Origin of the sequence: Pseudomonas sp. FP1742 (assembly GCF_030687145.1) — a bacterium.
Classification (GTDB): Bacteria; Pseudomonadota; Gammaproteobacteria; order Pseudomonadales; family Pseudomonadaceae; genus Aquipseudomonas; species Aquipseudomonas frederiksbergensis_D.
The window spans coordinates 3,393,000-3,415,672 of the sequence record NZ_CP117460.1 but is presented as its reverse complement, the minus strand read 5'-3'; the positions used below and the strand labels follow the sequence as shown (position 1 = coordinate 3,415,672).

The 22,673-nt window shown below is 59.2% G+C and carries 19 protein-coding genes and 1 pseudogene; 7 read left to right on the top strand and 13 right to left on the bottom strand.

Translation table 11 applies throughout. From position 1 onward, the window contains the following. The first annotated feature begins 32 nt into the window (after positions 1-32). The 5 genes from PSH64_RS15165 to PSH64_RS15145 all read left to right on the top strand — a co-directional run bounded on the left by PSH64_RS15165 (position 33) and on the right by PSH64_RS15145 (position 3,888). Positions 33-428 carry a helix-turn-helix domain-containing protein gene (locus tag PSH64_RS15165; RefSeq protein WP_305477693.1) on the top strand — a complete coding sequence of 132 codons (396 nt, stop codon included), beginning with the start codon at positions 33-35 and terminating at the stop codon, positions 426-428. 281 nt (positions 429-709) lie between these two features. Further along, a complete protein-coding gene (locus PSH64_RS15160; protein WP_305477692.1) occupies positions 710-1,108 on the top strand; it encodes a type III secretion system chaperone in 399 nt (132 codons plus the stop codon). A gap of 98 nt (positions 1,109-1,206) precedes the next feature. Continuing rightward, a complete protein-coding gene (locus PSH64_RS15155; protein WP_305477691.1) occupies positions 1,207-1,920 on the top strand; it encodes a hypothetical protein in 714 nt (237 codons plus the stop codon). A gap of 46 nt (positions 1,921-1,966) precedes the next feature. Beyond that, positions 1,967-3,559 carry a pectate lyase gene (locus PSH64_RS15150; RefSeq protein WP_305477690.1) on the top strand — a complete coding sequence of 531 codons (1,593 nt, stop codon included), beginning with the start codon at positions 1,967-1,969 and terminating at the stop codon, positions 3,557-3,559. 32 nt (positions 3,560-3,591) lie between these two features. Beyond that, the gene (locus tag PSH64_RS15145; protein ID WP_305477689.1) at positions 3,592-3,888 is read left to right on the top strand and encodes an HrpW-specific chaperone; all 297 of its coding nucleotides are present in this window, start codon (positions 3,592-3,594) and stop codon (positions 3,886-3,888) included. 293 nt (positions 3,889-4,181) lie between these two features. Here PSH64_RS15145 and PSH64_RS15140 read toward each other — a convergent pair whose 3' ends face one another. The 13 genes and pseudogenes from PSH64_RS15140 to sctW all read right to left on the bottom strand — a co-directional run bounded on the left by PSH64_RS15140 (position 4,182) and on the right by sctW (position 21,095). Next, positions 4,182-4,802, bottom strand: a complete 621-nt coding sequence (locus tag PSH64_RS15140) for an aspartyl/asparaginyl beta-hydroxylase domain-containing protein (protein WP_305477688.1) — start codon at positions 4,800-4,802, stop codon at positions 4,182-4,184. A 105-nt stretch (positions 4,803-4,907) separates the two neighbouring features. Next, positions 4,908-9,540: pseudogene (locus tag PSH64_RS15135) on the bottom strand (AvrE-family type 3 secretion system effector). A gap of 1,186 nt (positions 9,541-10,726) precedes the next feature. Then, the gene (gene sctU, locus PSH64_RS15125; RefSeq protein ID WP_305477686.1) at positions 10,727-11,818 is read right to left on the bottom strand and encodes a type III secretion system export apparatus subunit SctU; all 1,092 of its coding nucleotides are present in this window, start codon (positions 11,816-11,818) and stop codon (positions 10,727-10,729) included. Positions 11,819-11,851: 33 nt separating this feature from the next. Then, positions 11,852-12,652: a type III secretion system export apparatus subunit SctT gene (sctT, locus tag PSH64_RS15120; RefSeq protein WP_305477685.1), complete on the bottom strand. Its 801-nt coding sequence runs from the start codon at positions 12,650-12,652 to the stop codon at positions 11,852-11,854. Between the two features lies 1 nt (position 12,653). Continuing rightward, the gene (sctS, locus tag PSH64_RS15115; RefSeq protein WP_305445565.1) at positions 12,654-12,914 is read right to left on the bottom strand and encodes a type III secretion system export apparatus subunit SctS; all 261 of its coding nucleotides are present in this window, start codon (positions 12,912-12,914) and stop codon (positions 12,654-12,656) included. A 33-nt stretch (positions 12,915-12,947) separates the two neighbouring features. Then, on the bottom strand, positions 12,948-13,601 hold the full coding sequence (gene sctR / locus PSH64_RS15110) for a type III secretion system export apparatus subunit SctR (protein ID WP_305477684.1): 654 nt from the start codon (positions 13,599-13,601) through the stop codon (positions 12,948-12,950). Further along, the gene (locus tag PSH64_RS15105) at positions 13,598-14,653 is read right to left on the bottom strand and encodes a FliM/FliN family flagellar motor switch protein (protein WP_305477683.1); all 1,056 of its coding nucleotides are present in this window, start codon (positions 14,651-14,653) and stop codon (positions 13,598-13,600) included. The genes sctR and PSH64_RS15105 overlap by 4 nt, the downstream gene beginning before the upstream one ends. Before the next feature lies 1 nt (position 14,654). Continuing rightward, positions 14,655-15,188 (bottom strand): type III secretion system HrpP C-terminal domain-containing protein, encoded by a 534-nt coding sequence (locus tag PSH64_RS15100; protein ID WP_305477682.1) that lies wholly within the window; start codon positions 15,186-15,188, stop codon positions 14,655-14,657. Beyond that, the gene (locus tag PSH64_RS15095; RefSeq protein ID WP_305477681.1) at positions 15,185-15,646 is read right to left on the bottom strand and encodes a type III secretion protein; all 462 of its coding nucleotides are present in this window, start codon (positions 15,644-15,646) and stop codon (positions 15,185-15,187) included. The genes PSH64_RS15100 and PSH64_RS15095 overlap by 4 nt, the downstream gene beginning before the upstream one ends. Then, positions 15,633-16,988, bottom strand: coding sequence for a type III secretion system ATPase SctN (gene sctN, locus PSH64_RS15090; protein ID WP_305477680.1), 1,356 nt, complete (start codon positions 16,986-16,988; stop codon positions 15,633-15,635). Before sctN ends, PSH64_RS15095 begins: the two co-directional genes overlap by 14 nt. Continuing rightward, positions 16,988-17,956: an FHA domain-containing protein gene (locus tag PSH64_RS15085; protein WP_305477679.1), complete on the bottom strand. Its 969-nt coding sequence runs from the start codon at positions 17,954-17,956 to the stop codon at positions 16,988-16,990. The genes sctN and PSH64_RS15085 overlap by 1 nt, the downstream gene beginning before the upstream one ends. 11 nt (positions 17,957-17,967) lie before the next feature. After that, a complete protein-coding gene (sctV, locus tag PSH64_RS15080; RefSeq protein WP_305477678.1) occupies positions 17,968-20,061 on the bottom strand; it encodes a type III secretion system export apparatus subunit SctV in 2,094 nt (697 codons plus the stop codon). Next, complete coding sequence (gene sctW / locus PSH64_RS15075) at positions 20,061-21,095, bottom strand: type III secretion system gatekeeper subunit SctW (protein ID WP_305477677.1); 1,035 nt, start codon at positions 21,093-21,095, stop codon at positions 20,061-20,063. Before sctW ends, sctV begins: the two co-directional genes overlap by 1 nt. 411 nt (positions 21,096-21,506) lie before the next feature. Between sctW and PSH64_RS15070 the strand changes: the two genes are divergently transcribed. Together PSH64_RS15070 and PSH64_RS15065 are read left to right on the top strand one after the other, a co-directional pair. After that, positions 21,507-21,998, top strand: a complete 492-nt coding sequence (locus tag PSH64_RS15070; protein ID WP_305477676.1) for an RNA polymerase sigma factor — start codon at positions 21,507-21,509, stop codon at positions 21,996-21,998. Next, positions 21,995-22,573: a GNAT family N-acetyltransferase gene (locus tag PSH64_RS15065; protein ID WP_305477675.1), complete on the top strand. Its 579-nt coding sequence runs from the start codon at positions 21,995-21,997 to the stop codon at positions 22,571-22,573. The genes PSH64_RS15070 and PSH64_RS15065 overlap by 4 nt, the downstream gene beginning before the upstream one ends. The last annotated feature ends 100 nt before the right edge of the window (positions 22,574-22,673 follow it).

Genomic DNA, 22,673 nt, shown 5'->3' with positions numbered 1-22,673 from the left:
GTTTTTGTCATAAGTCTGCAAGAGGGATTGTTATGAGTATTGGCTGTAATGACGAGCCCGGGATGTGCCTTTCACTTACTGATTTGTTTGCGCGCATTGGCGACAAGTGGACACTGAAGGTGGTCGATGCGCTGGTCCATAGACCAATACGTTACAACGAAATCCATCAAGCGGTCGCAGGCATTTCACAACGCATGCTGACGCGGACTCTCAAAGGTCTGGAGCAGGATGGGCTGATCAATCGAACGATGTATCTGACAATACCACCTCGAGTGGAGTATGAATTGACCGAGCTTGGGCAGCAGTTGATTGTCGCCCTGCAATCACTTTATGACTGGGCCTTGGTACACCAACAGGCGATGTCCGCGGCCAGGGCGAACGTTGCCCGGACAGCACAGGATGACCAATTGCAGCCTGGTCATGATTAGCCTTGCAATGGAAAAACAGATGGGCTGAATCGCTGTTGGAATGACAACCCTGATCCGAATGAAACATTACTTCTCGGGGCTCCCTCGCGCGCCCCAAACCACCTTCTGCGCTCGACAGGGCTGTACTGGGTCCGGGCTTCCAATGGTTCAAGCGCTGGAACTGGCAGGTCTGAAAAACTGAGTCCGGCTCGATTCCAGAAGGAACCACATGCCACTGTTTTTCCACTCATGAGCTGAGCCAGACGTGTGTCCGGCATGCGCTAACATGAGAGGGATCAAAGATGGCGGACTCCAATAAAACTATTCAGCGCTTTCTCGACCGGATGGGTGAGCGGTTGGGTCTCCCCTTGGCTTTGCAACAGGGAGTATGTGCACTTTATGACAGTGACGATAATCAAGTGGCTGTTATTGAACTGCCGGAACATAGTGAAAATGTCGTCCTTCACTGTCGGCTCGGAAACGTACAAAAACGTGCTGATAATCTGCAACGCTTGCTTGATCTGAACTTCGATATCTCTGCCTTGCGCGGTTGCTGGCTCGCGCTTGATCAGGGTGAGGTACGTCTGTGCACTCAGCGCGAACTTGAGTATTTGAATGAAGACCACTTCTGCCATTGGGTGACCGGTTTTATTGCGCAGGTCCGGGAAACCCGTACTTCCCTTGGGCGACTGTTGGCGTAATGCCCATAACAGGGAACTGGCTGTTATTCGGCGCCACTTAGCGAGGGATGGTTGCAATCAGTAACTATCCCATTCACTCAAAAGCGAGGCTACAGATCATGGCAGATTTAGGTATTTCACAAAGTGTATTGGGCACATCCGGCCTGGGCGGTCTTGGCGGTACGAGCGACACGGGGCTGGGCCAGACCGGCCTGGGTGGCGGTCAATCCGGTGGTTCATCGCTGGAGGACCTGGTGGGGGCACTGTCCAAGTTGCTGCTCAAGTCGTCCGAGGGCTCAGGACAACAAGGCGCCAGTGGCACCGGGAGCGGCAGTGGTGCTGGCTCGGACGCCCTCAGCAAGTTGCTGGATCAGTTGAAGAGCGGCACCCAGGACAGCGGTCAGAGCGATGCCTCCCAAACCAAGGGCGGTGAAGATGCAGCCAGTCAGGATTTGCTCAAACAGCTACTCCAGGCGCTCCTCAAGCAACTGCAAGGTGGTGAGAGTGGTGACGGCACCGGTCAGAGCAAGGGCGTCGATGGCGCGGGTGGCGCGAGTGGTGCCAGCCCGGGTGGGGCGAGTGGAGCCGGCAGTGGCCAGGGCCTTGAAGAGCTACTCAATACGTTGATGAAAAGCCTCGGTGGCAGCTCGTTGTCGAAGTCGGTAACGCCGACTGCCGATGGTGGTGGTCAGATCAGCAAGGAGGGAACCTCGCAGGAGACGCTCGGGATGGTCGGTCAGCTCATGGACACCTATCCAGAAACGTTCGGCACGCCAGGACAGGGCAGTGGCGGTACTTCCGGTGTTGGCGACGCGCCAACCACCAAAGTTTAGAGCGCCGAAATCCAATGACTGGCTACTTATACATGAGGCTCAAAATATGGCGGACTTGAATATCATAATAAACCTTGGCCAAGGTGCTTCCGGCGCCAATGGTGTCGGCGCTCAGGGCGACACCGGGCTGGGGCAGACTGGCGCCAATGGCGGCCAGTCCGGTGCTTCGGCGCTGGAGGATCTGGCGGGCCTGCTGGCTGAAATGCTGCTCAATTCGTCTTCAGGGCAACAGGGCACAGGCACTATGGGGAGTGGCGATGGTTCCAGTGCCATCAGCGATCTGCTGGAAAAGCTGAAGAGCGGCAACAGCGACGTTCAGGGCAGCGGTCAGGGCGGTACGTCCGATAGGGGCGCGACTCAAGGCGGTGATGAGGCGGCGGACAAAGAACTACTCAAGCAGGTTTTGCTGGCACTCTTCGAGAAGGTTCTGGGTGGCGATAATGCCGAAGGCTCGAACCAGAGCAAGGGCAGCGACGCCTCGGGCGGTGCGGGTGCCGGCGGCAATCAACTCAACTCGCTGGGCGGCACCAACGAGTTGGGTGGTGGCTCGGGCGTGGGCGGCACCAGTGGCTCAGGTGACAGCCAGAGCATTGAAGACTTGCTCAACAACTTGATGAAGAGCCTCAGTGACAGCTCGTTGAAAAACTCGGTATCGCCGACCGCCGACGGCGGCGGCCAGGTCAGTCAGGATGGCAACCTGAAAGAGCTGCTGGAGTTGATCAGTCAGTTCATGGATAGCCACCCGGAAACCTTCGGCGATGCTGCGAAAAGCGGCAATACGTCGTCTGGCCAGGGCACTTCGCTGGTCTCGGCTGGCGGCAGCCCGTCGCCGGTTTCCGGTGGCGGAGGAGGGAGCGGTGCTGCTCCAGAGGTCGGTGGTTCCGAGGGCGCAGCGCTTACGGTTAGCGGAACTGCTGGCGACGGTGGCGGTGCATTGGCGCCTGCTGGCACTGACGCTACAGGTCTGGCGCCGTCCTCCAGTGCGACTTCAAGCACTGGCGGGGCTTCAAACATCGATTTCCCGAGCGCATCGAGCAATCCGACAGTGGTCAACGAGACCATCAAGGTCGGTCCTGGCGAAACCTTTGACGGTGGCGGCAAGACCTTCACCGCAGGCTCGGCCCTGGGTGATGGCGGTCAAAGCGAGGGGCAAAAACCTCTGTTCGAACTGGCCGAGGGCGCCACCTTGAAGAACGTTGTGATTGGTGAAAACGGCGCAGATGGCGTTCACGTCAAGGCGGCGAGCGAGAAGGCGGTCAACGTTGATAACGTGCACTGGACCAATGTCGGCGAGGATGCGTTGACCGTGAAGGACGGCGGTGCCAAGACCACCAACCTGAACGTCACCAACAGCACCGCTCAGGGCGCCAATGACAAGGTCTTCCAGCTCAATGCCGATGCCAACGTGAATGTCGATAACTTCAAGGTCAAGGATTTCGGCACCTTCATGCGCACCAACGGCGGCCAGCAAGGTAACTGGAATCTCGACCTGAACAACATCAGTGCCGAGAATGGCAAGTACTCTTTCGTCAAAAGCGACAGTGAAGGCCTGAACCTCAAGACCCACAACATCGATCTGCAGGGTGTCGAAAACGCCTACACCAAACTGCCTCAATCGACCAAGCGGGAGGACGTGTGATGGCAGACAGGCAGACCGAGGACCAAGCGCCTGTGAGCTGGAAGAGTCTGGTACAGGGTGGCGGTTACCTTTCGCCGGAGCAACGCAAGGCGTTCGAATACGCGATCGACCTGGTGCTCGGGCGCTTGCATGCGACGCTCGATCAACCGACGCAAGGCAGCGGACACTTTCAACTCGACCGCTATGTCGATGGGCTGGAGACCTTGTTCTTGCGTGATGCGACTGCTCAGGACCTGCAAAGCGATGCAGCCGTGACCGCTTTCTGGATAGTGCGGCTATTTGCCGACAGGATCCTGCGGGCCGCTGACACAAGCCCCAGCATGCACTGATATACCGCTGGAACCAGGCCCGGTCATTTGACCGGGCTTTTTCGTTTGGGGCTGCGATCTTTTGCTTTCCTCAGACCCGCGCCCGAATCCGCTGCCCCAGCACATCCATCACATCACAACCACCGCGCGGCAACATCGGCACCGCATGCGCCAGTTGCTGCACACCCGATCACGAATGAGTCGTGGCAGGTGGGCGCAAAGGAAGTGAGGGCAGGGCAGTCAACCGGCTGAGCGCCTGCAACAGACGGTTTGCGTGTAGGTTTGTTCGGCAACTGACGTCGGTTTTTTGCGGCTTACTCCAACTCTCCACGGCTCGCCATCCTGGCCTTGTCGAACTCAAGGTAAAGGATCGTGCGCTCGGCATTCGAGGCATTGACCACGAAATGATCGAGCGAGCCATCGAAGATCACCGCCTCGCCCGGGCGATGCTGATGGAACTCACCGTTGACGTTGAGGTACGCGTAATTGCCTTCAGACGCGGCGCTCAGGGTGATGTGCATCTGTAGCAGTCCCTCGCTGAAAATTTCCGGGTGCCGGTGGCAGGTCAGGAAACTGTGAGCGGCCAGGCGCGCCAGGGAGCACACTTTGATCCCGTCAAGGGCGCCGAGCAGGTCGAGAGTCTTGGGGAAAAACGCACGGGCGGCCTCGATCGGCTGGTTCTGCACCTGTAGCGCAAACTGCACCCAATCGCGATTACCACCTGCCTGCCCCCAGCCCTTGAGCCAGCCGTAGTCACCGCCCGAAAGCAAGTGCTGGTTGAGTTCTGTGAAGACCTGACCATGGCTCTTGTCGGTCCGGTCGATGTCAAGCAGAGGTGCATGCAGATGCGATAGTTCGTCGCGAATGATCTGCCAGTTGTTCTTCAGTTCCAGCAACGGTTTGAACGAATCCAGCGAATAAAAAGAGGGGCGCACGGCAAGGTACTCCGGATGAGCGAATAAGGAAAAATCAGCGATTGTCGGTGACCACATCAGGCGTGTACTCCTGCGAATACACGCCTGATGCGAGGTACTGTCTGTTTAACTCTTGAGCTGCAGGCCTGCGTCTTTCAACTCGGTCAGCAGCGCTTTAGTGCCAGCGTCGGTCCTGGCAATGTCGCCATCCAGGGTGTAGCTTTTCGGGACGTTTTGATCTTCACCATAGCTGAAATTGATTTTGCCAAGTGTCTTGCTGATGCTCAGGGAGGCGCTGCTGCTGGCACTGAGCAGTGGGGTCGGCGTGGTGAAGCTTTCAGGTTGAGTGACGGAGTGGAAAACAGTGATGGCCTTGATCCGCATATTGTCGCGAGTGCCGAGCATTTTGCTCAGGTCATCATTGGTGATAGTGCCGTTTCTCGAGCCGATATCCACGGTATCGGCTGGCCCGTCCTTGAGTTCCAGTCGAACGCGGGCGAGGGTACCTTCGGTCGATTGAAGATGCTTTATCAGCGCATTGAGTTTGGGGTCTTGGGCCATGAACCCGGTAATCCGTTCGGCGTTGCTTTCGACATGCTTTGGATTCAAGTCAGACAGCAGTTGGGTCAATACACCGTTCTGATCCAGGCGGGACAGGTTTGTGTAAGAGCTTTCAAATCGTGCGTTATCAAGCATGTTGTGATGGTTTTTTGCAGCCACATGTTGATTGTTGGCCTTGGTCAGGGCACGTAACGCTGCATATTGTTCGTCATTTTGCGGCTTCTTCTCTGCAAAATACGTATTCAGCCCTTCCAGGTGTGATTCGAGCGCCTTCTCGGGATCCTCCGCAGACGCTGGAGACGTTGACTGCTCGGTGAGTCTCGCCAGCTCTTTTTCGGTGGCTTTGTCCTTGAAGGCATTCTTCAAGTCGCCGGATACGGAATTTACGTCCGACTCTTTCAAGGGTTGCGCTTCAACAAACAGAAACTTGACGCGTTTGGTCGTTTTTGACTCTACCGTCACCGATCCGGAAAGCGCTGGAGCAGAAATTAGTCCCGCGCTCCCGGCTGTTGGGGCCTTTGTTGGCATGGCAGGGGCTGTGTTGGTTTGCTCAGTCGTTGAAGATCTACCGGATACGAGGGCATGTGAACCGGCAATTTGAGTACGTAAATGAATACCAGCGGTGGCATTGTTGAAAAAGCGTGGACGGTTCATGCCCCCTTCCCGACGAGTACCTTTATCCATCGTCGAGACGAGTGAATAGTCGCTGTAATTCAATAGATTGACATTAACGCTAGCCCCTCCGGTGGCACGGGCCGCTGCGGACAAAGGCGTACTGCCGCTTTCACTCAAGCCGAATCCGGCACGAGCATCGGCAATGGCGGAGAGGTTCACGTCGAAGTTGAAACGCTGCCCTTTCTGCACCTCGTGTGAATAGCCGTTTTTCATCAGCTCCATGGGGGTGATCTTGCCGTCGATCAAATGGTCGACGAACTGGTCGATATCTTCATCGGCAATCTTGAATACAAGGCCGTTGCGTGTGATGCCTGTAGCCGTGGCACTCACATCGGCATCCAGACGTATAGCTGGCTGGAACGTGCGATCGTTGCCTATCGGTTTGCTATTGGACTTCTCTCCGGTGATATCTGTGAGCACGTCCTTGCCCGCTCCTACACCGGCTTTTGCCGAGAGAGCACCTTCGCGCAATATATAGACGTTGATACCCTCACCATCACGTTCGGCATTCATGGTGTAGGTCCGAGCCGCGCCGACACTGCCATTCGGGAAGGGACCCAAGGGTTTACCGATCAGGCCGACGAAAGGGGTGGACAGGCTCGCGCCATAGCTGCGCTGTATGCTGATTTCATCATCGCCATGATCGAGCTGTTTCAACGCCGACTTGAGTGTGCCGGCCAATTCCTTTTGGGTGGTGCTGCCGGTGGCGGCCCGCAGGTTGGAACTGGTGGCGTGGTCGGTTTTGCTGAACCCTTTGATGAAGGCCTTGAGGCCGTCGTAGGTCGACTCCAGGCTGGCATGCCCACGGAAGCCCATGTCGGTGACCTGCTTGACCGGATGCTCTTCGTACTGCACATCACGCAGTTGCAGCAAGCCGTCGCGATACTCCATGATTTGCGCGGTGCGCATCCGCGGTGACTCTGCCGGCTGGGATGGGTGCGGTGGTGTTTGGGCCTGGGCTTGCTTTTGTTCGTTTTCGATCTTGTCCACCAGATCGGACAAGTCCTTGAGGGCCACGACATCCAGCGCCAGGCGAGCCTTGGTCAGGGCCAGGTCGTCACTCGGATTGCGCCGACGACCCAGGGGAATCTCTTCCTTCTGGTGGGAGATCTTCATGCCCTTTTCTTCGAGCTTGCCCAGCAGTTCGCCGGTGGGGTTCTCCTCCGAAGGGCCGATCTTCTTCAGGGCGCCCTGCAGCTCCTGCATCAGGTTATGGTCGGAACTGTTGATGTTGAGCTTACGCGCGACATCGGACATGCCCATGCTCAGGGCCGTGCGTTTGGACGGCGGATTGAACTCCCCATGCTCATTGAGCAGACCTTTGGACTGCCCCAGATGCACGGTGCTCTTGCGCGCATGGTTTTCCAGCTCGCTGCGAAACCCCTCGAGCTGTTCAACCAGCTCCTTGCCTTCCGGGCCCAGGTCCAGCCGGGCGATCCGTGACTTGAGGTCTTCGCCCGTGGCCGGCAGCGGGGTGTTGGCGTCGGCGATGGCTTCCAGTTTTTTGATCACCTTGCCCTCGGCCTGGTAGACCTCGTTGAGACCGTCCCGGCCTTTGGCGGTATGCACCAGACTGTCGCCCGTGGCCTTCACCCAGCGCGGCATTTCCAGGGTGGGCTTGAACACATGGGCGGTGATGAATTCTTTGGTACTGACCCGGTTCTGCGTTTCCATTCCTCCCCGGCCCAGGGCACTGGCGGTGAACCGCGCCGTAAGACCGGTGCCAGGAATGCGCCTGGTTTTGACGCCATCATGGAGGCGCCCATGCAAATCGCCGAGGACATCCTTGCTTTCCGACGGTTCGACCGCTTTCCAGTCATGGTTGTTTTGCCGAGCCAGCGGTTTGTCGTCGCCATGCAACAGGGTGGCGTTCAATTGCTGGTCATCACCGGTGCGCAGCGAGCCCAGCGGTTCGTCGTCCGGTGTGGCAATCTTTTTCCATTGCGCTTCGGGACGCGGTTTCGCCTCGCTGGCCTGCCAGTCTTCCTTGTCCAGCTGGAAGGCTTCACCTTGATCGTTCAGGGCGAACAGGTCCGAATGCTGGTCCAGCGCCAGGGACTTGATCGAGCCATTCAGGCCCTCGGTGGTCAGCTCGGTCAGCGGGCCTTTTTTGTGGTGGGCGGGTGAGTTTGCCGGTGTCGTCCAGGGCCACGAAGTGCTCCGGGTTGACCATGGCGAAGCTGGTGATGGTGCGCCCCTCCAGCCCGGCGATCGCGCTGCCGGCGCTCACTTGGGTGGTTTGGGTCGCCTGGGACAGCGCATAGTCACGACCGAAGGATTGCGCTGCCGGGGCCTGGCTCACGTCGAGCTTTTTCAGCGTGCCGTTCTGGAGCATGTAAGCCCGGCTGTCGAGGCCGATGCTCAGGTGGCTGACGTCCTTGATCTCGGTATGCCCCCAGGCACGGGTGGCCGCGTCCCAGCGCTGGACCTGCTGATTGTCCAGGCCGACTTTGCCGAGACGGCCCAGGTCGAAGGTGTTGCTCGGGGTCGGGGTGACGCTGGGCAGGCCGCGGGTGTTGTTCAGGACCATGGCGTCGGTCAGGTTCCAGCCGGCCTTGAGCGAGCCGCTGGCGGTATCGATCGGGAAGGCATGGGTGTGGCCGACCGGATCCTTGACCAGTGCATGCACCTGACCTTTGTCGTCACCGATCAACGCTTCGGTATGGTGGGTCACCCCCAGGTTCACCTTCGGGTGTGCGATGGCCTGCTCCGCTGTCAGTGACAGCTCGCTGCGATCTTCACCCAATTGCTGGCGGTCGACACGGTACAACCGGCCCTGGGTATCGCTGAGCAACAGCGCGTCCTTGGTCAGGGCGATGCTGGTGACATCTGCATCATCGGCGAGCTTCACGTCGATGCGCGGCGTGGTGGGACGAGCGTTCAGATCGAGCAGCCCGAGGCTTTGTTTATCGTCCTTGACCTGGAGCAAGGCGGCTTCACCCTCACGGCTGACGGAGAAGGCCTTGATGTTAGTGGCGGGGTATCGCCGATGCTCTGGCGAGCTCAGGTCGACCACCGCCTGGTCGGTCAGGCCGTAGGTCTTGCCATCGCCCTGGGTGCTCAGGGCGCTGAAGGTCTGCCCGGCCAGCTGCGGATGCGCTTGCCAGCCCTTGGTGGCCGGGTCGAAGCGATAGAGCTTGTCGTCATGCAGGCGCAGTTGCTGGCCGTTGTGGTCCTCGTGCACGCCGGTCAACTGGCTGAACTGGGCCTTGCCGGGCGCGTCCAGGATCGCCTTGCCGATTTGAGTGTCTTGCCCGTACAGGCCCAGGCTGCCGTTCTGATTGCGCAGTTGCGGGGCGGCGTCGGTGAAGTCCTTGAGGAACGGGTGGGCGTCGCTGGTCTGGCTGCTGCGCAGCAAGGTGGTGGCGGTGTCGGACTGTTTGAGATGAAGCAGGTTGCCTTTGTTATCCAGCAGCACATGTTCGTGGCCATTGGCCCCGGACTCGCTGTGCAGGGCGACGAATGAGTTGTCGGCGGTCTTGAGTTTCGACTGGACGATGTCGGTCAGCGCCGGCGGGTCCATGCGTCCGACCTGCAACTGGCCCTCGCGATCCAGGCTCAGGGGTCGTTTCGGGTCGTTGGTCCGCTCCAGCAGTTCGGTGCCATGGTTGAAGCGCCCGGCATTGCTGCGTGACAGCTTGGGGCCCGGTTCATTGGCCAGCGGTCGGTCGCCGGTGGGCGCCAGTTGATCGCTGATCGAACGGCCGAGGCCGTCGCCGCCCTGCAACCGTGCACCGTCCCGGCGACTTTCCCTGAGCGCCGATTTGACCGCCTGTTCATCCTGCTCCGGGGATTTGCCGTCTTGCAGGCTGATGCCGTGCAGGTCGATGTCTTCGCCGACTTCCTCGATCTCGCTGACGGTAGTGGCCGGGCTCTGTGAAGGGCTGGCCTCGCTGCGTGGGGTTTTATCGGCGGTGCTCTGTTCTCCTTTCGCCGTCGTTTTTGGTTTGGGCAGGCTGGCGGCGAGCTCGCGGTCGAGGCCTTCCGAGGTTTTGGGCGCCAAAGGCGGGTCGATGAAGTGGTCTTCCGGAACTGACTCCAGCTTGACCGGCATTTTTTTCAGCGGGCGGGTGGTCACTAGCTCGTGCACGCCACCCGACAGTAGCCTGGTTCGCGGTTTGTTCGAGGCTTTCGGCTCTTTCTCTGCACTCCCCGACGTCGAGGGTTCGTCGCTCGCCGAGTCCTGTGTCATCGGCTTTTTACCGGCCGCTTTCTCCTCCTGACGCGCGCGCTCTAGCTGCGCGCCTAACGAGTTGCGGCTGGCGGGTCTGGGGGCGGCGGGTGTGGCCATGGCTGGCGCTGGGGTTGCTGCGGCAGCGGTTGTGGCGGTGCCAGACGCCGCTGCCGAAGCATTGGGGCGGCTGCCTGAGGGGGTGCCGATATGCAGGAGTTTGCCGAGCTTTTTCCTGAAGCGTTTACCGAGGCTGCCCAGTGAGTGGGAACTGCGCTGGGTCGGTTGTTCCGACCGTTGATGAAAATCGCTGCTGCCGCCGGTTCGCTGCGTGGTATCCACGGAAGCCGAACTGGAGATCCGGACGTTTGATGATGGAATCATGTAGATGCTCCTCGACTCGTGCTGATATGCCGCGCGCCCGGAAAATCCCTGTCCTGGGCGAACATTAGGGATGTATTCAGTCCGGTGAGTGGCTGGCCGCATCCGCCGGTTCCACGGCGATGGCGAATAAAGGCCGGATATCGAGGGGCAGAACTCAGTTCAGGTTGTCGGTCATTTCGATGATGTCGTCAGCAGCGTGCTCATCCAGTTCGCGCAACAGGCGATAAGCCTGGGCCACCGCTTGCAGGGTTTCGCGCGGGATAAAGCGACCGACCTCACTGCGATACAGGGTGCGGGCCAGCCAGACGAAGCGTATGACCGGCACACCGGCCTCGCGGGCACGCTCGATCAGGTCACGGGCATCAGCATCCTGACCCTTGCAGATGATGCGTGGCAGGGCGGTTTCCTCTGGCCGGTAGAACAGCGCCACGGCGTAGTGCGTGGGGTTGACCAACAGCATGTCGGCGTCTTCCACCGGGGCCTTTTGCGGAGCGGGAGCGGCGCCACCCTGAGTGAGTTCGCGGCCCATGGAGCGGCGGTGCGACTTCATGTGCGGGTCGCCTTCGGAATCCTTGTGTTCCTTGCGGATGTCCTCGTGGCTCATGCGCTGACCTTTGAGGAAGAAGTATTTTTGCAGCCCGAAATCAAGTGCCGCCAGTACCAGCAAAACGCCCAGGCAGATTCGTGAAAGTCGCGAGAACATGTCGATCATGGCGCGCCAGTACGTATCCAGATCGGTGCTGGCCAGCCCGATCAAGTCCTCCACGGCGGGGGGTAACAGCGCATACAGCACGCAGGTGATCAACACCGCTTTGCTCAGGCTGTTGAACAGGTTGAACAATTGTTTGGCCGAGAACATCTGCTTGAACTGATTGATCGGGTTGAGCCGGTCGAAATCCAGTTTCAGGGCCTCTGGCGCGAAGAGGATACCGAATTGCGACCAGCCGCCGATGACCCGCATGATCACCGCCAGGCCCAGCGCCGGCAGCATGAACAGCAGAAGGTCGACGCTGGCCTTGATGAACATCTCCTTGAGCGCGGTCTGGAAAGGCATGCCCAGTTGGCCGAAGGGCACGGACATCAGGCCTTTGAGCTTATCCATGCCGCTTTCGGCAAGGGTGAAAATCAGCTCGATCAGGGCACCGAAGATCAAGAGTTTGTGAACATCCTGGCTTTGCCCGATCTGGCCTTTCTTGCGCGCGTCGTTGAGTTTTTTCTGGGTCGGTTTTTCTGTTTTTTCGCTCATCGATGGCTCCTGGCAAGGGTGTTTTTCAAGGCATCAGGGCCGCGGGTGCAGCAGCAATGGCAGGGTATGGCGCAGATCGCCCAAGGCGTCGAGCCGACCTTCGGCAAGGAACGACAGCATCGGCAGGTACAGCACCAGGAACGCCAGCCCGGCCAGGCTCTTGGCCGGCATCGCCAGGGTAGAGACTTGCAGTTGCGGGCTGTACAGACTGAGAATCGCCATGCCGAATTCGATCAGCAGCAGCAGGCCGACCAAGGGCGCAGCATAGAGCACCATGAAGCGGAAAATGCTCGCGATCAGGCTCAGGTAAACAACGAATCCATCAGCCGCGGGTATTGGCATCCATTGGGTTGCCGGCCACACGCTGTAACTGTCCCACAGCACTTGGGTGAGGCTGGAAAAGCCTGCACCGAGGATCAACAGCATGATCAGCACTTGCTTGAACATGAATCCGAGTTCAGAGGTGTTATCGCCGAGTGCCGGGTTGATCTGTCCACCGATCAGGGCGCCGCGCTGGTTGTCGAACAGGCAGCCAATGGATTCGAACAGCCAGAACGGCATGGACAGCAGAACTCCCAGCAGCATGCCGAGTACCGCTTCCTTGAGTGCCAGGCCGCAAAGGTTCAGCCAATGGAATTCAACCCCGACCAGCGTGGTGCGGATCCCCGGCATGGGCATCAGGGCCAGCGCCAGGACGATGCCGTTGCGCTGCATGCCTTTGAGTTCGCGGAAGGAAAACGCCGGAACCAGCAGCAGGCAAGGGTAGATCCGCGCCATGCCAAGGGTCAGGGCAATGACAGAGTCGGACAACAGACTGATGGCGTGCTCGAGCATGTCAGTGCCCGGTCTGCGCAATCATGCCGAACGCCAGCAGGGTCAATTGCATCAATTCGACACCGATCCAGCGCCCGGTCAGGGCCAGGGCGATGCCGACCGCGACCAGTTTGATGGCGAACGGCAGCGTCTGGTCCTGCAATTGCAGCACCGCTTGCAGCAACGATGTGACGATGCCGACGATCACTGCCACGATCAGCGGCGGCGCCGAGAGCACGACCACCAGCAGCATGGCCTGTTTGAACAGGTTCAGGATTTCCATAAGTGCCTCGATTTTTCGGGGGCAGGCGGGCGGTTACAGGTAGCTGTAGAACAAACCGTCAAGCAGGCGCGTCCAGCCGTCCACCAAAACGAACAGAAGGATTTTCAGGGGCAGGGAAATTGTCATGGGCGCGACCATTTGCATGCCCAGAGCCAGCAGGATATTGGAGACGATCAAGTCGATGACGATGAATGGGATATAGATCAAAAAACCGATCTGAAAACCGGCCTGCAACTCCGAGAGCACGAACGCCGGGACGATCACCAGAATGTCCTCACGACTGGCCTTGGCCGCCATCTCCGCCGGCCACATACGCTGGGCGTTTTCCAACAGGTGGGTCTGAATGTCGGGATCGACGTTGCGCGACATGAACAGCCGCAACGGCTCGACGACCTGGCTGGCGGAGGCCTGCATTTGCACCACTGTTTCATGCCGTTCCGGCAATTGCTTGAAGCGTTGCCCCATCTCGTTGAACACCGGGGCCATGACAAACAGGGTAGCCGCCAGCGCGATGCCATACAGCGCCATGTTCGGTGGCACCTGTTGCACCCCGATGGCGTTGCGGGTGATCAGCAGCACCATGGAAATCTTCAGGAACGCGGTGCAGATCACCATCAGCAACGGCACCATCGAGAGCCCGCCAAGAAACAAGGCGAGCATCATCGGGTCGATTTGTCCCTGACTCATCGCGGTTGTTCCAGGCGTGTAATCTGCAGACCCAGACGCCCCTCCACATCCACCAATTCGCCATGAGCCAAGGGCCGTTCGCCATGGCACAGCATGGCATTGCCCACGGTGCTGCCCTCCACGGTCAGTACCGAGCCGATGGCCAGAGTCCGCAGTTCCGATAGCTTGAGTGAGACGCTGCCCATGCGCAGGGTCAACGCCAGCGGCAGGTCGGCGAAACGGTCTGCGCTGGCGAGAGTTTGTCCGAGGGCGGAGGTGTCCAGATCAGGCAAACCTTCAAGGGCGTTCATGGGGTCAAGGCTGGGAGGGTTGAGGTAATCAAACGGTGCATTCATGGCGGTTTCTTCCAGTTCGGTGACAATGAAACGCGGAGGGTTGGTACTCTCCATCTGTAGACTCAGACGGCAGCCACCGATTTGCAGGGGGCCTTGCCCGTCCGGGGCGAAAAGTGCTTGCTCGGGGAATACGATGTCGCCCTGGCGCAAGGAGCGAAGGGCTGCTTCACTCATGTGGGTACGACCCAGCAGGAAGGGGATGCAGAGGGGCAGGTCACTGTCCTGGCCTGACAGCGGTGGGCGCCAGTTGCCTCGATCGAGCAGCCGCAGCAAGGTGGTCGGCGCCAGTCGTAACTGGCTGCAAATCCGCACATCGTTGATGCGCGCTTCCAGCAAACATTCCAGGCCGTCATCGAGGGTCGTTTGCGCAGGTTCCAGATGAATGAACAGCGCCTGCAATTCGGGGCTCAGGTACTGGTTATAGATCTGCCAATACCAGGCGCTGTCCTCCGGGTTGCGGTCACTTTCCGGCAGCATCGCCGGGCAACTGGATATCAGGCTGAGCAAGGCTTCCGCATCGCTCAATAACAAGGGGCCGCAGCCGCTGGCGATGACGTTGCCGGTGATCGATCGGGGGCCAGTGTCGAGCAGGTGCACGCTCAACGTGCCGCGGGCCGCTTCCAGCTGAAAGTCCAGCGTCAGGCCTTTACCCAAACGTCCGCGCACTTGGGCTTCATCGCTTTTCATCGGCCGCAGCCTGAGTGCTTGAATGGTCATCTCAACGGTCCTTCAGTTCGAATGACAGCTTGACTCGCCGCCCGAGACGCTGGCTCAACAGTCGGCGGCTGGATTCCTGGTTTTCCCGGCAACGCGTCCAGGCATCGCCCTGGGCAAAACGCAGGGCGATATCCATGACATTGCCCTGGCGCATGACCTGTACAGCGACTTCGCCAAGGTTCGGCAGTTCGAAAACAGCCTCGATGGGCAGGTCATCGGCGAGCGGTGGTTGTTCGTCGATATGTTGTGTGAGGGCATCCCACAGCGGAGCGCTATAAGTCGCGGCGCCAGACTCCGGTTCGAACGATGGCGTGCTGCCGGCGAAGCCCTGGGAAGACCCTTCGCCGGTGAATCCGCCAAGTGCCGGGGAGAACCAGCCGAGATCGGGGCTGATCAGCGTCTCGAAGACTTCACCGTCGTGGCGGATCTCGCTCACAGGCTCGAACGGGGGCGCGGTTCTGGGGAACTCGTTGCGGCCAGGTGTTTCCTGAGGGCGGGTGTTGGCCGTTTTGGTCGGGGCGTGGGCGTGGTTCATGACGCCTCCCGGGCAAGATCGAGCAAGTAATCGAGCTTTTCCACATCACGCAGTCGACGGCTGACTTCAAGGCGACTTTCTTCAGCCCAGAGCGATTGTTGGTCGTGTTCCTTTTGCAGCGCGATGCGTGCCTGTTCGCTGCGCTCGATCCTGCGCAGCGACAGTTGTTCCTCGGCTAGGGAATCTTTGAGTTCCGTCAGCGGCATTGGTTTGTCGCGATACTGTTCGAGCAACTCGAGGCGCCGTTGGTGATGGATCGTGCGCAAGCGCAGTGTTTCGCTGCTCAAGCTGTCGAGCCGGATGCGCATCTCATCGAGTACCTGGCGCTGACGGCGCCAGGCCTGTTCGGCAAGCCTCAAACGTTGCCGACGAATAGGCACCAGCATGTCGACGGTTTGGCCAATCATCGCGAAATCGCCGGCAGGGCAGTCGTCTTGGTCTGCATCAGAGTGGGACATTGGCGGTTACCTGAGCAAGATGATCGAGGGTGTCCTCGAAGGACACCGGTTCGCGCAGTGACTGTTGCAGGAAGTCATTGATGGCGGAGCGCGAGTCCACCGCACAATCGGTCAAAGGGTCATGACCCGGTTGGTACTCACCGAGCTTGAGGAGCATTTCCACTTGTTGATACGCGGCCATTAATTTGCGTATCTGGGTGGCGCTTCTGACCTGTTCGGTTCCCACCACACCGCTCATCGTGCGGCTGAGACTGGCGAGGATATCGACCGCCGGGTAATGGCCGCTTTCGGCGAGCCTTCTGGAGAGAACGATGTGGCCATCGAGCAGCGAGCGGACTTCGTCGGCAATCGGATCGTTCATGCTGTCCTGTTCGATCAGCACCGAATACAGGGCGGTGATCGCTCCGTCGTGGGTTCGTCCGGCCCGTTCGACCAGACGTGGCAGCAGGCTGTATACCGAGGGTGGTAATCCGCTGCGGCCGCTGGGCTCACCGCTGGCCAGGCCGATTTCGCGCTGGGCGCGGGCGAAACGCGTCAGCGAGTCGACGATCAGCAGCACCGATTTGCCTTGTTCACGAAAACCTTCGGCAATCGCGGTGGCGGTGAAGGCGGCCCGGGCTCGCTCCATGCTGCTGCGGTCGGATGTCGAGCAGACCAACACGGTGCGGCTGCGCAACTGCTCGTCGAGTTCATGATCGAGAAATTCACGCAACTCCCGTCCGCGCTCACCGATCAGGCCGAACACGATTGCATCGCATGGGGTATTACGTGCCAGTTCGGCGAGCAGGGTGGTCTTGCCGCAACCGGCGCCGGCGAACACCCCGACCCGTTGTCCTTCGCCGAGGGTCAGCATCCCGTCGATGCTGCGCAGTCCGGTGGGCAGGGGCACCTCTATTCGTGGGCGGGCGGTCGCGGCCGGGGCATCGCGAATCACCGGGATGGCGCCCGGTGTGCCGGCATCGGCGAACGCACTGGGGCCGTCGCCATCCAGGTTGCGTCCAAAACCGTCGAGCACCGCGCCGAGCAGACCGTCGTCGACACACAGACTGTGGGGCTGGAACAACGGTTTCACCGACGCGCCAATGGCAATGCCGTCAAGCGGGCCAAGGGCCGCTAGCAAGGTGTTCTGGCGGTCGAAACCGACGATTTCAGCCATGACCAGACTGCCGTCGGCCCGGTGGATTTCACACAGATCACCCATGCGCGCGTGGGGGATCTGGCTGTGCAGGAGAATCCCGCTGACCGCGCAGATACGCCCGTGAACCTCCACTGGAGCCGCTCGTTGCAGGCGTTCGCGCTCGCCCTGCGCCCAGTCTTCCAAACGCTCGAAAGCTTCACGCATCACCAGCTCAACTCGACTCGGCGCTCACCCTCGAAAATCACCCGGTGATCGTTGATCTCCACCAGACGCATCCCGTCGACCTCATCACCGAGGAACAAGCGGCGCCCATCGTTCGTGACGATATGGGCCAGCCGGCCATTGCTGATCTGGGCCACGGTAAACGGCAGGATCGGTGTCGCGACCGGCAAGGCACTCTGGACCTGGATCGGGCTTTGATACTGACGTTCGAAACGCAGCAGCATCCGTTCGGTCAGCTGCAGCAAGTCGTCTTCGGCGAAGTTGCCATGCAGGAGGATTTTTCCCGGTTCTTCGGTCAAGGTGATGCGGTTTTGCAGGTCTCGCTGTTGCAGCATTTTCAGGACGACTTTGCGCACTTCCTGTGCATCGGCCAGCTTCACTTTGGTGGCCGGTGGCGGTGCGGCGGGTACCGGTGCCTGGCGGTTGAATGCCCACAGCAGGATCCCGAGAAACAGCGCCAGACCGCTGATCATCAACACTGAAGCGATCAGTGAGGGTGGCTGACGGCGCGGCTGCGGGTATGTTGTTTCATCCCGTTGGGCGTTCATGGACAGCAGTTCTGGCTGCTCTTGGGAACCGTCCGGTTGTTCACTGACGATCGTAGGCTTGTCAGGAGGTGCTTGCTCGGCGGTGACGGTCTCGTCTTCCAGCCAGTCGGTGTTGGCGCTGACTACCGAGAGCCAGACGCCGTTCAAGGCAAAGGGGGTATCGGGTTGCAAGGTCGCAATCGCCTCGACGCGGTGCCCCTCGTTGTCGGTGACCACGCCTTCCTGACCGGTCAGCGACCAGGTGCTGTCAACCAGCCGTAGCAGGCAGTGGCGGTGTTTGATCCCGGTATCGTAGAGCGCAAGGTCGGCGTCGCTTGACGAACCGATGCTCCACTCGGCGCCGGACAAGGGCAGTGCCGCGCCACGATGTAAACCGGTTAATACGCGCAATTCATACAGCATGTTGTGCTCCATCAGGCCATTAAGGCCTGGGCCTCTTCCAGGTCGATGCGCCCCAGGACGTTGACCTGCACCGTGGATAACAGCTCGGCGAAGGACAAGACCGGAACATGATTGAAATCATCCTGCAGCAGGCTGCGCATCGGGCTGCGCAAATCCTGGGCAACCAGCAGCACCGGCGCCGGTCTGGCCCGCAATGGAAAGGCTTCGCGCAGTTGTTCGACGAAGGCGCCGGCCAGTTCCTGTTCGAGGGCGAAATAGGATTCGCTCTGGGTCTGGCGTAGCGCGTCGCGTAGCAGCACCTCGGTTTCCGGTGTCACCAGCCAGGCGTGCATGATTCCGCTTTCACTGTGCTGGTGGCAGATCTGGGCCTTGAGGGCGATGCGCACATAATCGGTCAAGGCACTCAAGTCACGTTCATGCTGGCCTTGTTCAATCAGCGTCTCGGCGATCAGGCGCACTGCCCGCAGGGATACCAGTTCGGACGAAAGCCGTTGCAGCACCGCCGAAAAACGCGCCAGGGGCAAGGTCCGTTGCAGCTCCTGGGCAAGTTCAGGTTGCTCGCTTTCGAGCCAGCCGATAATCGCCTTGGTTTCCTGCAAGCCGATGAATTGCGGCCCCGTGGACTGGAAGGCGCGGTTCATGCGTTCAAGAATCAATGCCTCGCAACTGGCTCCTTCAACGTCATCGCGCAGCAGAATGGGATGCTCTGGATCGAACCAGAACCACTGGCTTTCATCGCGCTCGGGCGTGCCCGGTTCACCGCCATCGTCTTCATTGACGTGACGGTAATCCACGGCCAGTTTTTGCGTGGCGAAACTGGCGCGGATCAGTGGAACCTCATACACGCTGAACAGAAATTCGTCGGTTTTTTGCTGCTCGTCGAATTCAATGTCGAACGAGGGCAGGGTCAGGCCAAAACGATGAACCAGGGTGTTGCGCCGTTGGCGGATCGTCTGGATCAATTGCTCGACTTCGCGGCTACCCTGATGGCTGGCGTGGAAGCGCAGCAGATAGGCCCGTGACGGGTTGAAACGGCGGATGTCTTCACGGCCATTCAGCTCGGGGTTCTTGAGTCGCTCTTCTCCGGCGTTGGCCTGTTGGGTGTTTTTATGGCTGGCGCGCAACAGTTGGATCAAGCCACTGGCCAGGCACAGCATGCTGATGGTGATGAACACCAGGCTGGGCATGCCGGGGATGGCCGCAAAGCCGAGCATCCCCACCGAGGAGATGACCCAGGCCTTTGGCTGGCTGGTCAACTGTTCGGCGATTTCGCGGCCGATATTCAGGTCCAGGGACTGACTGTCGGGGGCCACCCGGGTGATGATCATGCCGGCGGTCAGGGAAATCAGCAGGGCGGGGATTTGCGCGATCAAGCCGTCACCGATGGTCAGCACCGAATACAGGTGCATCGAATCCGCTGGTTCCATGCCGTTCTGCAGCACACCGATCGAGAAGCCGCCGATCAGGTTGATGAACACGATGATCAGGCCGGCGATGGCATCGCCCTTGACGAATTTCATCGCACCGTCCATGGCCCCGAACAATTGACTCTCCTTGGTCAACTGCTCGCGTCGCTGGCGGGCCTCGCGGACATCGATCAGCCCGCCGCGCAGGTCACTGTCGATGGACATTTGTTTACCGGGCATCGCGTCCAGGGTAAAGCGCGCAGCCACTTCCGCCACACGCTCCGAACCCTTGGTGATAACCAGGAAGTTGACGATGGTCAGAATCAGGAAAATCACCAGACCGACCGCCAGGTTGCCGCCCACCACAAAGCTGCCGAATGCCTCGACGATATGTCCGGCGTCCTGTTGCAGCAGGATCAGGCGCGTGGTGGCGATGGACAGGGCCAGGCGAAACATGGTGGTCAGCAGCAACACGGCCGGGAACGTCGAAAACGCCAGCGGCCGTGGCAGGTACATGGCCAGCACAATCAGCAAGGACGAGATGCAGATGTTCAGCGCGATCAGTACGTCCACCAGTCCGGTGGGCAAGGGCAGGATCATCATGAAGACGATGGCCATGACCATGAACGCGCCGACGATTTCGGTACGGCGCATCGCCGAAATGGCCAGTCGGTTGAGCCAATAAATTAGCTTGTTCATCACTTGGGCTGCCCCTGTCCATCGGCAAGCCCGAGTGTTTTGCGTTCCTGTCGGGATACCTCGTCCATCAACCCCAGCATCAACCGAAGGCAGTTCTGCCGGGTCTTGTTGTCTTTCCATACCGGCAACGGCAAACGCTGTAACAACGACAACAGGCCATTTAGGAAAATCGGTTGCAGGCGCTGATCGCGGCCAACGGTTTCTTCGGTCAGGGAGGAAAGGTCACGGGCAAAGAAACCATTGCCGCAGAACCGCACGATCCGCCGGGCCAACTGCAGGGTGGTCATCTTGCCGGTAGCGTTCTTCTGCGCGAGTCGCTCCAGCAGCTCGCGACAGATTTGCAGCATATTGCTCAACTGGCTGGAGGCGCTCAGGCCACGCAACATCGAGCGTAATGCCGCGCCGGGTAACGACGGTGCCATGGCCGCAATGTCGTCGGCCAGCGCCCGTTGCAGGGTGCGCAGCACCCGGGGAAATTGTTCTTCGTTGAAGCGTTCGAACAGCGACTCCAGCAGAACGGACAGCGGTTGCTGGCCGACGATGGCTTTGTAATAGAGCTGACGAATGAGCTTGCGTTGGTCGGCGTCCTGACTGAACAAGGCGATGGCGCTGGCGGTGTTCAACCCGGCGCGAATCTTGTCGCCGTGTAACGCTCGCAATTCTTCGATAGCCGTCTGTACGTCAGCGATTTCTTTGTCGTCGCCACTGGCGGTTGCCAGGCGCAGGGTTTGCTGCAAAACGATGTCGGTGCGTGCCGGATCATCCTGAGTCAGTGCCAGCATCGCCTGCATCGAAGGCTGCTGTTGCAGCAGCATCTGCATGCGCCGGGCCTGTTGTTCCAGGCTTGGTTGATCAGGATGATCGAGCAGTCGATAGAGCTCGGTCAGCTTCTCGATTCGCTCCAGACGGTTCGGCGCATGGGAGGTCTGGACGTGGCGTTCGTCGATACTCTTGGAATGCCGTTCGACACTCTCGCTGAACTTCATGCCGATTTCTTCCATGGAGTCCAGCAACGGATTTCTGGGGACCTCCACGAGTTCTCCCTTGGGGGCGGGCGCAGGAATGAAATCCGGTATTGCAGGCGTGTCGTTATAAGCGCCGATTTTCATAAATAAGGAACGCCATGAAAGAGTCTAGGTGTGTTCTGTGTGGCACTTTCCAGCGTTGGGTTCCCTTTGTTTTCACTATTTTTTGTTTCAAAGGTTGTGCAAGAAATTGCATTGGATTTGTATATTTAATGCAACAAATGGCACGGTAGTGCCATGTTTGTCTTATAAATACTCAATAAAATCAGTTGGTTAAAATTTTATAAAGATTGGTACATAAGCTGCTCTATCTCTCTCGCCATGTTGGCAATTTCATTTGCATGAAGCGAGGGATTTATTGTGGAACTAAGCAGCGTTCAGCCTGACGTGATGGGCTCAAAACATCTGGATGTTGGGGCGTTGGCAAGAAACAGCGAGCGCAAGTTGCGCAGCTTTATTACTCAACGGGTATTCAACGCAGCCGATGTCGATGATTTGATGCAAATGACTTATCTGGAAGCATTGCGTAACCAGCACAAGTTCATTGGGGCTTCGAAACCGGAAACCTGGTTGTTCGGCATTGCCATGAATCTGGTGCGCAACCACTTCAAATGCATGTACAGCCAGCCACCGTGTAGCGAACTGGAGGAGTCAGGTGCCGACAACCTTGAACACGGTCATGACCCAAGCCACGTGAGTGATCATCAGCGCATCCTCAGCCGTACGCTGAAGGCCATCGGTGAACTGTCGGAAGACATGCGTAACGTCATGAATCTGGTGGTCGAAACCGATATCAGCTATCAGGATGCAGCGGACAGTCTGGGTATTCCGATCGGTACCGTGCGCTCGCGCTTGTCCCGTGCTCGCGAGCAGTTGAAGGCCAGCGTTTTTGCAGGAGCCGTATACTCATGAGCAGCCTCAAGCAAGGAGTACCTCAGCAAGTCTTGCCACGTGGTGTACGCGAATCCACTGATGCGGATCTTCCTGCCATGATGGCGATTTTCAACGAGACGGCGGACACGGGGGCCAATTCCCCGGTGACCCGACCCATGACCCTGGAGGAGGTCACCTTTTATATCAACCTGTATAAAAACGACGGCTTGCCGGTGTATGTCATCGAGCGTGGCAACGAAGTTGTCGGTTGGTTATCGATCAACCGGTTCAGTTGGGGCACCCAGGCCTGTCGTAACACGGGTGAGGCCGCCATTTATGTGCGCGCAGACCATTACGGTCGGGGAGTGGGGGTACGCCTCGGGCAAGCCTCGGTGATTCTGGCCAGGCAATATGGCCTGGAAACGGTGGTTTCGTGGATCATGGGGGCGAACACGCCGAGCCAGCACATCGTTCAGGCCATCGGAGCACGCCTGTGGGCACGTCTGCCTAATATTGCCCGATTCGGTGAAACCCGTGCGGACGTCCTGCTGTTTGGCTTGCCGCTCTATGAAGAGCTCTCGAACCCGGCGCCGCTGTTCAATCAAAACGCTTGATAGGACGCCGATCAACGTGTGGGAGCGGGCTTGCTCTTGAAGTCAGTGTGGCAGTCGACATGGATGTTTGAATGGACTGGCCACTTCGCGAGCAAGCCTC

Excerpts from the sequence above, each read along its gene's own strand:
- PSH64_RS15165 (WP_305477693.1), top strand. The coding sequence starts at position 33 with ATGAGTATTGGCTGTAATGACGAGCCCGGGATGTGCCTTTCACTTACT.
- PSH64_RS15160 (WP_305477692.1), top strand. The coding sequence starts at position 710 with ATGGCGGACTCCAATAAAACTATTCAGCGCTTTCTCGACCGGATGGGT.
- PSH64_RS15155 (WP_305477691.1), top strand. The coding sequence starts at position 1,207 with ATGGCAGATTTAGGTATTTCACAAAGTGTATTGGGCACATCCGGCCTG.
- PSH64_RS15150 (WP_305477690.1), top strand. The coding sequence starts at position 1,967 with ATGGCGGACTTGAATATCATAATAAACCTTGGCCAAGGTGCTTCCGGC.
- sctU (WP_305477686.1), bottom strand. The coding sequence starts at position 11,818 with ATGAGCGAAAAAACAGAAAAACCGACCCAGAAAAAACTCAACGACGCG.
- sctT (WP_305477685.1), bottom strand. The coding sequence starts at position 12,652 with ATGCTCGAGCACGCCATCAGTCTGTTGTCCGACTCTGTCATTGCCCTG.
- sctS (WP_305445565.1), bottom strand. The coding sequence starts at position 12,914 with ATGGAAATCCTGAACCTGTTCAAACAGGCCATGCTGCTGGTGGTCGTG.
- sctR (WP_305477684.1), bottom strand. The coding sequence starts at position 13,601 with ATGAGTCAGGGACAAATCGACCCGATGATGCTCGCCTTGTTTCTTGGC.
- PSH64_RS15105 (WP_305477683.1), bottom strand. The coding sequence starts at position 14,653 with ATGACCATTCAAGCACTCAGGCTGCGGCCGATGAAAAGCGATGAAGCC.
- PSH64_RS15100 (WP_305477682.1), bottom strand. The coding sequence starts at position 15,188 with ATGAACCACGCCCACGCCCCGACCAAAACGGCCAACACCCGCCCTCAG.
- PSH64_RS15095 (WP_305477681.1), bottom strand. The coding sequence starts at position 15,646 with ATGTCCCACTCTGATGCAGACCAAGACGACTGCCCTGCCGGCGATTTC.
- sctN (WP_305477680.1), bottom strand. The coding sequence starts at position 16,988 with ATGCGTGAAGCTTTCGAGCGTTTGGAAGACTGGGCGCAGGGCGAGCGC.
- PSH64_RS15085 (WP_305477679.1), bottom strand. The coding sequence starts at position 17,956 with ATGCTGTATGAATTGCGCGTATTAACCGGTTTACATCGTGGCGCGGCA.
- sctV (WP_305477678.1), bottom strand. The coding sequence starts at position 20,061 with ATGAACAAGCTAATTTATTGGCTCAACCGACTGGCCATTTCGGCGATG.
- PSH64_RS15065 (WP_305477675.1), top strand. The coding sequence starts at position 21,995 with ATGAGCAGCCTCAAGCAAGGAGTACCTCAGCAAGTCTTGCCACGTGGT.